Origin of the sequence: Paracoccus sp. (in: a-proteobacteria) (genome assembly GCF_030538495.1) — a bacterium.
Taxonomy (GTDB): Bacteria; Pseudomonadota; Alphaproteobacteria; order Rhodobacterales; family Rhodobacteraceae; genus Paracoccus.
In genome coordinates, this window is record NZ_JAUNTW010000001.1 from 82,349 (window position 1) to 94,444 (window position 12,096).

Below are 12,096 nucleotides of genomic sequence, written 5' to 3' on the forward strand. Positions count from 1 at the left end.
ATGGCTTTGCTGGACATCACCGATCTGTCGGTCCGCTTTCAAACCAATGACGGCGAAGTGCGCGCCGTTAACAACGTCAACCTGTCGGTTCAGGCCGGGGAAACCATCGGCATTGTGGGCGAATCCGGCAGCGGCAAATCGCAATTGTCGTTTTCGATCATGGGCCTTCTGGCCCGCAACGGCCGCGCCACGGGCAGCGTCACATTCGACGGGCAGGAAATCCTGAACGCCCCGCCCAAGGTGCTGAACAAAATCCGGGCCGAACAGATCGCCATGATCTTTCAGGATCCGATGACCAGCCTGAACCCCTATATGCGGGTGGCCGACCAGATGGCCGAGGTGCTGACCCTGCACAAAGGCATCAGCCAGCGTCAGGCCGTGGCCGAATCCGTGCAGATGCTGGACGCGGTGAAAATCCCCGACGCCAAGGGGCGGGTGCGGCTCTATCCGCATGAATTTTCGGGCGGGATGCGGCAGCGGGTGATGATCGCCATGGCGCTGCTGTGCCGCCCGCGTCTGTTGATTGCGGACGAACCGACCACTGCGCTTGACGTGACGGTTCAGGCGCAGATCATGGCCCTGCTGGCCGATCTGCAACGCGATTTCGGCATGGCGATGATCCTGATCACGCATGATCTGGGCGTGGTTGCCGGGTCATGCGAACGGGTCGCGGTGATGTATGGCGGGCGCGTGCGGGAAACCGGGCCGGTGGGTCCGATCTTTGCCGAACCGACCCATCCCTATACCCAAGGCTTGCTGGACGCGATCCCGCGTGTGGATCAGGACGACGACCAATTGCGCGCCATTCCCGGATCGCCGCCCAATATGTCTCGCCCGCCCGCAGGCTGTGCGTTTGAACCGCGCTGCCCCTATCGTCACGGTCCCTGCGACACGCAAGACCCGGTTCTGACCGAATTTGCGCCGGGCCGCGCGCGGGCCTGTCATGCCTCGATCGCCGATGTGACCGCGCGTCGTCTGGCGGCGCAACTGCCCGATGCCGACCCTGTGGCCGATGGCGATGCACCGACCGAACAGGCCATTCCGCGCGGCGCCGTGGCCGGCGCAGGCGTTGCCGGAACCCCCAGCAAGGTGGACAGCCATGACTAAGCCATTGCTTGATGTGCGCGATCTGCGCGTGACCTTTCACATCCGCCGCGAAGGTGACATGCCGTGGACCAAACCCCGCGCGCTGCACGCCGTGGGAGGGGTGGATTTCACGCTGAACCCCGGCGAAACGCTGGGCGTTGTCGGCGAATCCGGTTGTGGCAAATCCACGCTGGCCCGTGCGCTGATCGGGCTGGTCCCGGCATCGGGTCAGGCGGAATGGATCGACGGGCGCGACCTCTTGTCGCTGTCGGCCAGCCAGATGATGAAATACCGCAGCGATATTCAGATGGTGTTCCAAGACCCCTTGGCGTCGCTGAATCCGCGCATGACCGTGGGCCAGATCATCGCCGAACCGCTGACCACGCATCACCCCGGCCTGTCGCGGGACGAGGTGAAAACCCGCGTCAAGGGAATGATGGAAAAGGTCGGCCTGCTGCCGAACCAGATCAACCGTTACCCGCATGAATTTTCGGGCGGCCAGTGTCAGCGGATCGGCATTGCCCGCGCGCTGATCGTGCAGCCCAAACTGATTATCTGCGACGAACCGGTGTCGGCGCTTGATGTGTCGATTCAGGCGCAGGTCATCAACCTGTTGATTGATTTGCAAAAAGAACTGGGGCTGTCGCTGGTCTTTATCGCGCATGACCTGTCGGTTGTGAAACATATCAGCGACCGGGTGATGGTGCTGTATCTGGGCAAGGTGATGGAGATCGCGTCGTCCGATGATCTCTATGCCGATCCGCAGCACCCCTATACGCAGGCGCTGTTGTCGGCGGTTCCCGTCCCCGATCCGGTGGTCGAGGCCGCGAAAACCGTCGTTCCGCTGCGGGGCGATTTGCCGTCGCCGCTGTCTCCGCCTTCGGGTTGTGTGTTCCGCACCCGCTGCCCGCGCGCGGCGGCGGAATGTGCGCAATCGGCGCCGCCTCTGCGCGGTGACGGCCATCAGGTCGCCTGCCATTTCCCCGGCCCCCTGACCCAAGCCGAGCTAACCCCCGAGGCCGCGACCGCCTGATGCGGCCCGACCCAACCGCGCCCAGCTATTCCGCACGCTGGGCGGCGCTGAAGAACATCCCGCCCTTTTTGCGCATGGTCTGGCAGGCCAGTGCGGGGCTGACGCTGGCCATGATCGTGCTGCGTCTGTGCCGGGCGGTCATGCCGGTGGCGATGCTGTGGGTCGGCAAGCTGATCATCGACACGGTGCTGGCGCTGTCGGCGCTGCCCGACGCGCCGGGCGATCTGGCCGGGTGGTGGACCAGCGGGCTGGCCGCGCCGCTGATCTGGCTGGTCGTGATCGAATTGGGTCTGGCCTTGGCGCAGGATATTCTGGGCCGGTTGGTCAGCTTTACCGACACGCTGTTGCAGGAAAAGCTGGTCATCGCCATCTCTACCCGGCTGATGGACCACGCCGCGCGTCTGGATCTGGCCACGTTCGAGGACGCGGGGTTTCAGGACCGTCTGGACCGCGCGCGGCGTCAGACGATGGGCCGCATCCCGCTGGTCAATCAGATCATGGGCCAGATGCAGGACGCCGTGACCGTCGCCAGCTTTGCCGTGGGCTTGGTGATCTACAATCCGTGGCTGGTGGTGCTGTTGGCGGTCGCGCTGATCCCGTCGCTGTTTGGGGAAATGCACTTTAACGCGCAAAGCTATGCCCTGAATTTCCGGCGCGCGCATGACCGGCGGGAACGCGATTATCTGCGCATGATCGGCGCCAGTGCCGAGACCGCAAAAGAGGTGAAGATTTTCGGCCTCAACCCATTCCTGCGCGACCGATACCTGACGCTGGCGCGACGGTTTTACGTCGAAAACCGCGCGATTCAGGCGCGGCAATTGTCGGTGATGGCGGTGCTGACGGCGGTTGGCACGCTGGCTTATTACGGGGCCTTTGTCTGGATCGTGGCGCAGGCGCTGACCGGCGGGCTGTCGATTGGCGATCTGACGTTTTTGTCGGGCAGCTTTCTGCGCCTGCGCGGCCTGATCGAAGGGTTGCTGAACGCCTTTTCCAACATGGCCGGTCAGGCAATGTATCTGGATGATTTGTTTCGGTTTTTCACCGAAAAACCCCGGATCGACAGCCCGCCCGACGCCCTGCCCGTTCCGAACCCCATCCGTCAGGGCTTTCGGTTTGAAAATGTCGGATTCCGCTATCCGGGGCGCGATGCGTGGGCGATTCGCGGGATGAGCTTTGACCTGACCGCCGGGGAAACCGTCGCCTTGGTCGGCGAAAACGGCGCGGGCAAAACGACCATCGTTAAGCTGCTGGCGCGGCTCTATGACCCCGACGAAGGGCGCATTACGCTGGACGGGCGCGATCTGCGCGACTATGATCTGGACCAGTTGCGCGACAGTATTGGCGTTATTTTTCAGGACTTTGTGCGGTTTTCACTGACGGCATCGGATAACATCGCCACCGGTCGCATTGACGCGCGCGACGACCGCCCGCGTATTCGCGCCGCCGCCGAACGCGGTCTGGCCGATCAGGTGATCGCGCGCCTGCCCGGCGGCTATGACCAAATGGTCGGCAAACGATTCGCGCATGGCTTGGACCTGTCAGGCGGGGAATGGCAGAAACTGGCGATTGCCCGCGCCTATATGCGTGACGCGCAGCTGCTGATTCTGGACGAACCGACCGCCGCACTGGACGCCCGCGCCGAATATGAGGTGTTTCAGCGGTTCAAAGACCTGATGACCGGCAAAACCGCCCTGTTGATTTCGCATCGTTTTTCATCGGTGCGCATGGCCGACCGGATCATCATGCTGGAAAATGGTCGCGTTGAATCGCAGGGCAGCCATGACGAATTGATCGCCGCATCAGGGCGTTACCGCGAATTGTTCGAATTGCAGGCGCAGGGCTATCGCTGATGCGGCGATATGCCCGCTTGATTGGTCAGGTTTTCTGTCCTATTTAACGCGCGTAACCCGATGGTGATGCCATGTCATTTCTGCGCCGCATTTTCTACGGTGAACCGCGCGGGCGCGCGTTAACCACCGACCGCCGGGTTGAACTGCGCGGCCTGACCCCGCATGATCAACCCCAGCACATCGACCACCTGTTGCGCCTGTCCGACAGCGACCGTTTTTCACGGTTTCATCACCGGATGGATGACGACCGCGTGCGCGCCTATTCCAATGGCTTGGATTGGCATAACGTGTTGATGTTCGGCGTTTTTGTGGATGGGACGCTGCGCGGTGTGGCGGAATTGCTGTTCAGCGGCAATCGCGACAACGCCGAAATCGCCATTTCCGTTGAACGCGATTGGCAGCACGAAGGCTTTGGCAAATTGCTGGTCCTGTCCGCGACCTTGGCCGCGCGCCGCATCGGGATCGCGGATTTGCATATGTCGTTTTTGCAAAACAATCACGGGATGCGTGGGCTGGCCCGTGATCTGGGCGCCGAGTTCGAGGCCGCCGATGGCGTCATCCTGACCCATCGGCACCTTGATGCGTTAACCAACCAGCCGCAGGCGTAATTACGCCCCGGCCAGTTCCCCACGCAGACCGCGCGCGATCAATTCGCGTGTTTCATCAACACCATAGAGCGCGACGAACCCGCCAAAACGCGGCCCCTGATCAGCACCCAGCAGCACCTGATACAGCGCCGCGAACCAATCGCGCAGGTTTTCGTAACCGTGATCTTTGCCCACGGCAAAGACCATCGACTGCAACGCCTCGGCATCGGCGGGTTGATCCCACGCCGCCAGACGGTCGGCCAGATCCTGCATCGCGGTTCGTTCGGCATCGGTCGGGGCGCGGAATTGGCGCGTCGGCGCGACGAAATCGGTGAAATAGCGCACGGCAAAACCCGCCGCCTGATCCAGTCCCGGATGCGTTTCCGGCGTTGCCTCGGGCGCATAACGGCGGATGAATCCCCACAGCCCGTCTTTGTCGCTGGCCCCGGCCACCGATGCCAGATTCAGCAACATTTGAAACGGCACCACCATATCGGACGTCGGCACCTGCCCGCTGTGAATATGAAAAACCGGGTTTGCCAATTGCTGATCCGGGTTTTGCGCCGGATAGGCGCGCAATTGCTGATGATATTCGTCAACCGCCTTGGGGATAACGTCGAAATACATGCGCTTTGCCGTTTTCGGCTTTTGATACATGAAATACGACAGGCTTTCCGTTGCGGCATAGGTCAGCCATTCATCAATCGACAACCCATTGCCTTTTGATTTACTGATTTTCTGGCCGTGCTGATCCAAAAACAGTTCATAGGTGAAATGTTCCGGCTTTTTCCCGCCCAGAATTTCACAAATACGGTCGTAAATCGGCGTATTTGTGCTGTGGTCTTTGCCATACATTTCAAAATCAACGTCCAGAGCCGCCCAACGAGCGCCAAAGTCCGGTTTCCACTGCAATTTCACATTCCCGCCGGTCACGGGCAGCGTGGTTTCCGTGCCGTCTTCGTCGTCGAAGGTGATCGTGCCGGCGCGCGGGTCGATGTTTTTGATCGGCACATACAGAACGCGGCCCGTGGTCGGGCTGATCGGCAGGAAACAGGAATAGGTTTGCTGCCGTTCTTCGCGCAGCGATGCCAACATCACCGCCATAATATCGTCGTATTTTTCGGTCGCCCGCATCAGCGTTTCGTCAAACTGACCGGATTTATAAAATTCAGTCGCGCTGATGAATTCATATTCAAACCCGAACGTATCCAAAAACCGGCGCAGCATGGCGTTATTATGATCGCCAAAGCTGTTATATTCACCAAAAGGATCGGGAACCGCCGTCAGCGGCAATTGCAGGTTTTTGTGCAACATGTCCTGTTGCGGGACGTTTTCCGGCACTTTGCGCATGCCGTCCATATCGTCGGAAAAACAAAAAAGACGCGTCGGAATATCGGAAATCATTTCAAAGGCGCGGCGGATCATCGTGGTGCGCGCCACCTCGCCAAAGGTGCCGATATGCGGCAGGCCGGACGGGCCGTAACCCGTTTCAAACAGGACATAGCCCTTGGCCGGGTCTTTCTTTTCATAGCGTTTCAGCACCCGGCGCGCCTCTTCGAACGGCCAAGCCTTCGACGTCATCGCGGCATCGCGCAAGGTGGTCATCGCAAATCTCCTGATTGTGGTGGGGTCGGCTTATTGAAACGGGCGCGCATCGTCAATAATCTGGCGTGGTGAAAGGAGCCGCCCATGACCGTTGAACTGCCCTCTTTGTCCCCGTGCGATGCTTTGGTCGCGGTGATGGTCGCTGTGTCGGCGTCGAATGCGACCATGCATATGTCGGAATTGGTCGCGATTCAGCGCATGGTCGATCACGCGCCGGTCTTTGCGACCTATGATCAGGACCGAATTCGCGCCGTCAGTCAAACCGTCATGACCCTGTTCGAGGAAGAAGAAGGCTTGGACGCCCTGTTTGGTCTGATTCTGGATGGACTGCCGGAAAAGCTGTATGAAACCGCCTATGCCTTGGCCTGTGATGTGGCGGCGGCGGATGCCCATCTGGACGAAACCGAGGCCGAGATGCTGGCCGAAATCCGGCATCAGCTGAACATTTCCCGCCTGCATGCGGCGGCGATCGAATTGTCGGCGCGGGTGCGTCATCTGACCGTCTAAAGCTTTGCTGCGAAACTGGTTAACAAATCCCGATGCAGCGCGCGCGCCTGACGGGTCCAGCTGACGACGCCCGCCGGATTTTCCTGCCCAATCGCTGCCGCACGCCGCGCCGGATCGGCGCAAATCAGGGCAAAGGCCGCGCTGCCGCCATCTGGTGCGGTCACATAACCCGCCAGATTTGATACGAAATTCAGCGTCCCTGATTTTGATGCCACCTGTGCGGCCAGCGGCCCATCATCCGGCAAACGCGTTTGCCGCAGCAGGGCCGCGATCCCCAATTCGCGCCCCGGCCCCTGCATCACCGCCGCCATGTCGCGCGCCGTCACGCGGCTGGCCTCCGACAGGCCGGAATGATCGGCCAGATGCAGGCCGCTGGCCACCGGTCCCAGCCACGCCTGCATCGCCGCCGCAGACGCGCCTAAATCCGCCGCGCCGCTGGCGTAGAGGCCCAAAGCCTCGGCCGTGATGTTGGTTGAAAACTCCAACATGTCGCGCAGCAGGATACCGGTTTCCGGGCTGGTATGATATGCGATTTCAACGCCTTGGGGCGGGTCGCGGGTGATTTCGGGCGCAGGCAGTGCCAGCCCCTGCGCGCGGCACAGCGTTTGAAACACATCGCCCGCGTAAACGGCGGGCAGGCGCACCGGCAACCACCGGCTGCCCGGCTGCGCCATGGCCGCGCGCGAAACGGTCCAGTATTCGCGCGCCTCATCCGCGCGATACCGAAACAGATCGCCATGATCCGCCGCCGCTGCGTTAATGGTAAAGGCGCGCGGGGTGTGACGTGCGGCCCGCGCCTCGACCGTCAGATCGGTGCCGCGCGCGCGCCAGCCCAGATGCACGCGGTTGAAATTCAGCATCATCCCCGAAATCGAGGGGTTATAGGGCAAATGCGCCGCCTGTTCCGGCGCAATCTGCGTCAGTTGCGGCAAGGCTCCGCCCCAGACCAGAAACCGGCGCGGCGGGGTGTCCCGCAAGCGCGGCGCGATATCAGCGGCCAGCACCGCCAGATCATCGGTGGACAGCACCGGATCGCCGCCGCCCGCCAAAATCAGAGCATCCCCCGCCAGAAAAACCCGCGTGCGGAACCGATGCGCGGCCCCCAACCGGTCCAGAACATACATCGCCGTCAATGCCTTCAGCGTGCTGGCGGGCGGCAGGGGCGTGTCGGCGTCACGCAACAGCGCATCGCCTCGCAGCGGCAAAACGGCATAGCTGACGATCCCGCGCAGTCCCGCCCGCGCCAGCACCTGATCCGGCGACGGCACGGGCCGCAGGGGCGGACGCATCGCCAGCGGATCGGCCCAAGCCGTGACGGGCGCGGCAATCACACCGCCCAAAAACAACCGCCGTGAAATCATGTTGCCCCCCGTTCCTGCCGGATCCGCGTTGATGATTCATCCGACATCGGCAGGTTGATCTGCACCCAGGCAGGGGGCGAGCGCATCGCCAGACTGCGCGCCTCGGCCTCTGGGACACGCGCATCGGCCAGCATCCGCGCCGTCACCGAAAACCGCGCGGCCATGCGCGAACCGGGGCGTGCCAAAACGCCAATCGGCACCCGTGCGGCAATGTCGTGCCAGCGGTCCCATTCGTGAAACTGCACCAGATTATCCGACCCCATCAGCCACACAAACCGAACCCCGGGATAGAGGCCCTGCAACGCCGCGATTGTGTCGGCGGTCATGCGGGTGCCAAGGCGCTGTTCAATCCCCGTCACAATCACGCGCGGGTCGTGCAGGATCGCGCGCGCCGCTGCAATGCGATCCTCCATCGGCGCAGGCCCGTGCGTTTTCAGCGGGTTGCCCGGCGAGACCAGCCACCACAGCCGGTCCAGCCCGAACCGACGCAGCGCAACCCGGCTGATCAGCACATGGCCGCTATGGGCGGGATCAAACGATCCGCCCAGCAGCCCGATCCGCTGCCCCGGCAGCGCCAAAGGAAGGTCATACCGCATCACATCCGCCTCTGAATCGTGCCCTTCAGATGGTCGCCCGCGCCGGAAAAGTAAAGGTTAACCATGTTTCGGCGGCACAATCACCGCGCGGCTGCGCCCTGCCCGTTTGGCCTGATACAGCGCGTCATCCGCATCGGACAGCATACATTCCGCCGCATCCGGGCCATATCCGCAAGACAGAACCACCCCAATACTGGCCGATACCGGCGGATAGCCCATATTCGCCGCCGCACGGTTGTTGATCGCGCTAATGATGCGCTGCGTCAGCCGGTCAAGCTCATGGGGGGTGTCCATGTCGCGCAGAATCAACACAAATTCGTCGCCGCCAATCCGTGCCGCCGTATCGGCTCCGCGCACGGCACCCTGCAACACCTCGGCCACCTGACGCAGCATGTCGTCACCAGCCGCATGGCCCAGCGTGTCGTTCACCGCCTTGAAGTTATCCAAATCCAGATGCGCCAAAGCGAACGGAACCGCCTCATGGCTGTTGGACGCATGCAGGGCCATATTCAGCGCGTTTTCCAAGCCCCGCCGGTTGGTTAACCCGGTCAGCGGGTCGGTCAGCGCCTCATCTAAGGCCGCGGCGCGCGCGCGTTCCAGTTGCGAGGTGAAATTTGACAATTCGGCCAAGGCGGCGCGGTTCGCCTCAAAGAGAAACAGAAACTCCATAGCCAAATCCGACGGCGCAAAATCGCCATCCGTCAGCTGCCCCTGCCGCACCGCATCGCGCAGTCCCAGACCAAAGCCCAAATTCACCAGAATCGACCCGTTGGCCACATTCGCGGCATGTCCACGCAGGGTCAGATTGCCCCCCACCGGGCGCAGAAACAGACGGTCGCCTTTGTCCGCAGCACGGCGGATATCGGCCATAATATCCTGATTTCGCGTCGGTCGGGCGTTGCTGACCATCCGGCTGATATGGCCCGCAGCTGGGGTGAATTTTGCCAGCAAGGGGCCGATGCTGTGCACCGTGCCGTCGGGATCAACCGCCATATGCATGGGCAGGACCGTTTGCAATGTCTGCACCGACAGGCAGACCCCGTTTTTTGAAATCATCATTATGAAACCGTTGCCTCTGACCCGCAGATGCGGAAATCCCGACCCGAACTAAAGCTGTCATCCAAGACCTGAACATGCACCTGAAACCCGATGGACTGGATCAGCCCCAATGCGCCAAAGTCATCGGCCATCGTGCGAACAACCCCCGCCAGCACCGGAGTCCAGGCGGTCGTGCTTTCCTCGACCGTCAGGGTGACGAATTGACCGCTGACCCGAAACACGCGCAGTTTGGGAAAGGCCAGACCCACCGCGATCAGCCGGACGCGGTCGGGCAGTTCCTCAAGGCTCAGCAAAAAGTCGATGAAATCGCGCCCCGAAAACCGCAACAGCCGGCGCACCGGTTCCAGCCGAGCCAGCCAGGCGCCGAAATCTTCGGACAGTTCCGCGCCGGGTTTGTTCAGCAGACAGGCCGCCGTCGCCAGCGTTTCCAGCCCCGCGATTCGCGCCACGTCATGCGCGGGGGCATAGGACGGGTTGACCGCTTTCTGCCACAGCGCATCGCCGTAGTTATTCTTGATGAATTCTTCGATTGCGCGCCCGACAAGTCTGTTCATGGTCCACCTTTCTGTCGGGACCAGTCCTAGCCGGATTCGGTAAACAAAGCCGTAACACCCGCCGGGAAAACGCTTAAAATCTTATCGAATTGGGTCAGTCGGCATCCCAGCCGAAACTGCCGGGACCGGCCAGCACCGTGCGCGCGGCCACGATATCGGCGGGTTTATGGCCCAGCTGGGCGGCGGCGGCCAGCAGGCGTTCGTCCTGTTCGATAAAGAAATCCAGCAGGTTCACAACCGCGTGCGGATCGCGGGCCATAGCGCGCAGATCCGCCAGATCGGCACCCGTCTGGGCCAGAAATTGCCCAGTCAGATCAGGGTCTTGCAGCAAATGCAGCAACAGATCGACGCCCAACCCCTGCGCCTGGGTTGCGGAATAGGCCATAGGAAATTCTTTCACAACAGGATGCTTCTAAACGGTTTGTTAACGATTTTGTGGAATGACTACCACCTGACAAACAGAGGATCGTCCGAATGACGGCGCGTATCATAGTGGCGGATGGCAACCCCACAACCCGCATCACCTTAAAGGTCAGGCTGGCAGCGGCCTGTTATCATGTGGCCGTGGCGCGTGACGCGGCGCAGGTGTTGGAAATGATGCGGGATTTTCAGCCCGACCTGTTGATTCTGGGGCGCGACCTGCCCGATGCCCGCCCGTCCGATATCTGCGCCGCGATCATGGCGGCGCCCGATACCGCCACGGTGCCGGTGGTCATGCTGGCATCCGCGACCGATCGCGGCGACGCGCTGAACAGCGGTGCGGCGGCGGTTCTGGACCCCAACATCAATGATCAGATGCTGTTGGCGCGCATCCGGGGCCTGCTGCGCGATTGCGATTTGCCGCGCGGCATGGCGGAACATGGCGCGGGTTTTCAGCATCACAACCCGTCGGTGACGCTGGTGGGGGATTGCGTGGCCCGCGCGCTTCGGTGGCGGCAGATGCTGGCGGGTGAACTGCCGTGGCGGTTTACCATCGCAACGCCGGATGAAACGCTGCAAACCGCCGCCTCGGGGGACACCACCGACCTCTATCTGATCGCGGCCGAGATTGACGGCCGCAGCCATGGACTGCGCTTGTTGTCGGAACTGCGCTCGCGGCCCGGATCGCGTCATTCGGCCTTTGTGATTGCGACGCCGCCGGAGCGCGACGATCTGGCGGCGATTGCCCTGGATCTGGGCGCGGGGGATGTGGTCGATCTGGACTGGCCGCGCAGTCGTGACACGGCGGTTGCGTTGCGCCGGCAGCTGGGGCGCAAAACCTCGAACGATCATCGCCGGGCCGAGGCCGCGCGCGACCGCGAATGGGCCATGACCGACCCGCTTACGGGATTGCGAAACCGCCGCTATGCCCTGCCCGGACTGGTGCAGATGGTCCAATCCGCGACGCAGCGCGTGGCGGTTCTGGTGGTCGATCTGGATCACTTCAAACTGGTGAATGACCGCTATGGCCACGCCGCCGGCGATCAGGTTCTGGTCGAGATCGCCCGTCGAATCGATGCCACAGCCGGGCGACGGGCGCTGACCGCGCGCCTTGGCGGGGAAGAATTTCTGATCGCCATGCCCGATGTGACACCGGCGCAGGCGCTGCAACTGGCCGAAACCTTGCGCCACGCTGTGGGTGGGCGCGCCGTCGATCTGGCCCCCGGATCGGGGGGTGGGCGCATCCATGTGACGCTGTCGATCGGCGTGGCGCTGTGCGACCATCATCCCGACGCCCAACAGGCCGTTGATGCCGTCGTCGAGCAGGCCGATCAGGCGCTGCGTCTGGCGAAATCGCTGGGGCGCAATCAGGTTCGGGTGTCAAATTCAAAATGTGCCGCCTGATGGTGCAAAACAAACTGGCGGGGCGCGATGAAAT

General features: G+C 62.2%; 12 protein-coding genes. 6 read left to right on the forward strand and 6 right to left on the reverse strand.

Translation table 11 applies throughout. The features are described from left to right. From Q4G20_RS00380 to Q4G20_RS00395, 4 genes are all read left to right on the forward strand, one after another. Positions 1 to 1,107, forward strand: coding sequence for an oligopeptide/dipeptide ABC transporter ATP-binding protein (locus tag Q4G20_RS00380; RefSeq protein WP_303341013.1), 1,107 nt, complete (start codon positions 1 to 3; stop codon positions 1,105 to 1,107). Continuing rightward, entirely contained in the window at positions 1,100 to 2,119 is a 1,020-nt protein-coding gene (locus tag Q4G20_RS00385) for an oligopeptide/dipeptide ABC transporter ATP-binding protein (RefSeq protein WP_303341014.1), read from the forward strand. Before Q4G20_RS00380 ends, Q4G20_RS00385 begins: the two co-directional genes overlap by 8 nt. Next, complete coding sequence (locus Q4G20_RS00390; protein ID WP_303341016.1) at positions 2,119 to 3,969, forward strand: ABC transporter ATP-binding protein; 1,851 nt, start codon at positions 2,119 to 2,121, stop codon at positions 3,967 to 3,969. The genes Q4G20_RS00385 and Q4G20_RS00390 overlap by 1 nt, the downstream gene beginning before the upstream one ends. Positions 3,970 to 4,040: 71 nt before the next feature. After that, positions 4,041 to 4,577 carry a GNAT family N-acetyltransferase gene (locus Q4G20_RS00395; protein WP_303341018.1) on the forward strand — a complete coding sequence of 179 codons (537 nt, stop codon included), beginning with the start codon at positions 4,041 to 4,043 and terminating at the stop codon, positions 4,575 to 4,577. Here Q4G20_RS00395 and Q4G20_RS00400 read toward each other — a convergent pair whose 3' ends face one another. Next, positions 4,578 to 6,161, reverse strand: coding sequence for a lysine--tRNA ligase (locus tag Q4G20_RS00400; RefSeq protein ID WP_303341020.1), 1,584 nt, complete (start codon positions 6,159 to 6,161; stop codon positions 4,578 to 4,580). It abuts the gene before it with no gap. An 84-nt stretch (positions 6,162 to 6,245) separates the two neighbouring features. On the opposite strand from Q4G20_RS00400, the gene Q4G20_RS00405 reads away from it, so the two are divergent. Next, entirely contained in the window at positions 6,246 to 6,668 is a 423-nt protein-coding gene (locus Q4G20_RS00405) for a tellurite resistance TerB family protein (protein WP_303341021.1), read from the forward strand. On the opposite strand, the gene Q4G20_RS00410 is transcribed toward Q4G20_RS00405, so the two are convergent. From Q4G20_RS00410 to Q4G20_RS00430, 5 genes are all read right to left on the reverse strand, one after another. Further along, positions 6,665 to 8,029 carry a D-alanyl-D-alanine carboxypeptidase gene (locus Q4G20_RS00410; RefSeq protein WP_303341022.1) on the reverse strand — a complete coding sequence of 455 codons (1,365 nt, stop codon included), beginning with the start codon at positions 8,027 to 8,029 and terminating at the stop codon, positions 6,665 to 6,667. The genes Q4G20_RS00405 and Q4G20_RS00410 overlap by 4 nt on opposite strands. Further along, positions 8,026 to 8,625 carry a nicotinate-nucleotide adenylyltransferase gene (locus Q4G20_RS00415; protein WP_303341023.1) on the reverse strand — a complete coding sequence of 200 codons (600 nt, stop codon included), beginning with the start codon at positions 8,623 to 8,625 and terminating at the stop codon, positions 8,026 to 8,028. The genes Q4G20_RS00410 and Q4G20_RS00415 overlap by 4 nt, the downstream gene beginning before the upstream one ends. Before the next feature lie 57 nt (positions 8,626 to 8,682). After that, on the reverse strand, positions 8,683 to 9,684 hold the full coding sequence (locus Q4G20_RS00420) for a GGDEF domain-containing protein (protein WP_303341024.1): 1,002 nt from the start codon (positions 9,682 to 9,684) through the stop codon (positions 8,683 to 8,685). Then, positions 9,684 to 10,238 carry a heme NO-binding domain-containing protein gene (locus Q4G20_RS00425; RefSeq protein WP_303341025.1) on the reverse strand — a complete coding sequence of 185 codons (555 nt, stop codon included), beginning with the start codon at positions 10,236 to 10,238 and terminating at the stop codon, positions 9,684 to 9,686. Before Q4G20_RS00425 ends, Q4G20_RS00420 begins: the two co-directional genes overlap by 1 nt. Positions 10,239 to 10,332: 94 nt before the next feature. After that, complete coding sequence (locus Q4G20_RS00430) at positions 10,333 to 10,623, reverse strand: DUF3572 family protein (protein ID WP_303341027.1); 291 nt, start codon at positions 10,621 to 10,623, stop codon at positions 10,333 to 10,335. An 89-nt stretch (positions 10,624 to 10,712) separates the two neighbouring features. On the opposite strand from Q4G20_RS00430, the gene Q4G20_RS00435 reads away from it, so the two are divergent. Further along, positions 10,713 to 12,062, forward strand: coding sequence for a diguanylate cyclase (locus Q4G20_RS00435; protein ID WP_303341028.1), 1,350 nt, complete (start codon positions 10,713 to 10,715; stop codon positions 12,060 to 12,062). Positions 12,063 to 12,096: the final 34 nt, after the last annotated feature.

What these genes read in the sequence shown, in the direction of transcription:
- Q4G20_RS00380 (WP_303341013.1), top strand. Translation starts at nt 1, where the DNA reads ATGGCTTTGCTGGACATCACCGATCTGTCGGTCCGCTTTCAAACCAAT.
- Q4G20_RS00385 (WP_303341014.1), top strand. Translation starts at nt 1,100, where the DNA reads ATGACTAAGCCATTGCTTGATGTGCGCGATCTGCGCGTGACCTTTCAC.
- Q4G20_RS00390 (WP_303341016.1), top strand. Translation starts at nt 2,119, where the DNA reads ATGCGGCCCGACCCAACCGCGCCCAGCTATTCCGCACGCTGGGCGGCG.
- Q4G20_RS00395 (WP_303341018.1), top strand. Translation starts at nt 4,041, where the DNA reads ATGTCATTTCTGCGCCGCATTTTCTACGGTGAACCGCGCGGGCGCGCG.
- Q4G20_RS00400 (WP_303341020.1), bottom strand. Translation starts at nt 6,161, where the DNA reads ATGACCACCTTGCGCGATGCCGCGATGACGTCGAAGGCTTGGCCGTTC.
- Q4G20_RS00405 (WP_303341021.1), top strand. Translation starts at nt 6,246, where the DNA reads ATGACCGTTGAACTGCCCTCTTTGTCCCCGTGCGATGCTTTGGTCGCG.
- Q4G20_RS00410 (WP_303341022.1), bottom strand. Translation starts at nt 8,029, where the DNA reads ATGATTTCACGGCGGTTGTTTTTGGGCGGTGTGATTGCCGCGCCCGTC.
- Q4G20_RS00415 (WP_303341023.1), bottom strand. Translation starts at nt 8,625, where the DNA reads ATGCGGTATGACCTTCCTTTGGCGCTGCCGGGGCAGCGGATCGGGCTG.
- Q4G20_RS00420 (WP_303341024.1), bottom strand. Translation starts at nt 9,684, where the DNA reads ATGATGATTTCAAAAAACGGGGTCTGCCTGTCGGTGCAGACATTGCAA.
- Q4G20_RS00425 (WP_303341025.1), bottom strand. Translation starts at nt 10,238, where the DNA reads ATGAACAGACTTGTCGGGCGCGCAATCGAAGAATTCATCAAGAATAAC.
- Q4G20_RS00430 (WP_303341027.1), bottom strand. Translation starts at nt 10,623, where the DNA reads ATGGCCTATTCCGCAACCCAGGCGCAGGGGTTGGGCGTCGATCTGTTG.
- Q4G20_RS00435 (WP_303341028.1), top strand. Translation starts at nt 10,713, where the DNA reads ATGACGGCGCGTATCATAGTGGCGGATGGCAACCCCACAACCCGCATC.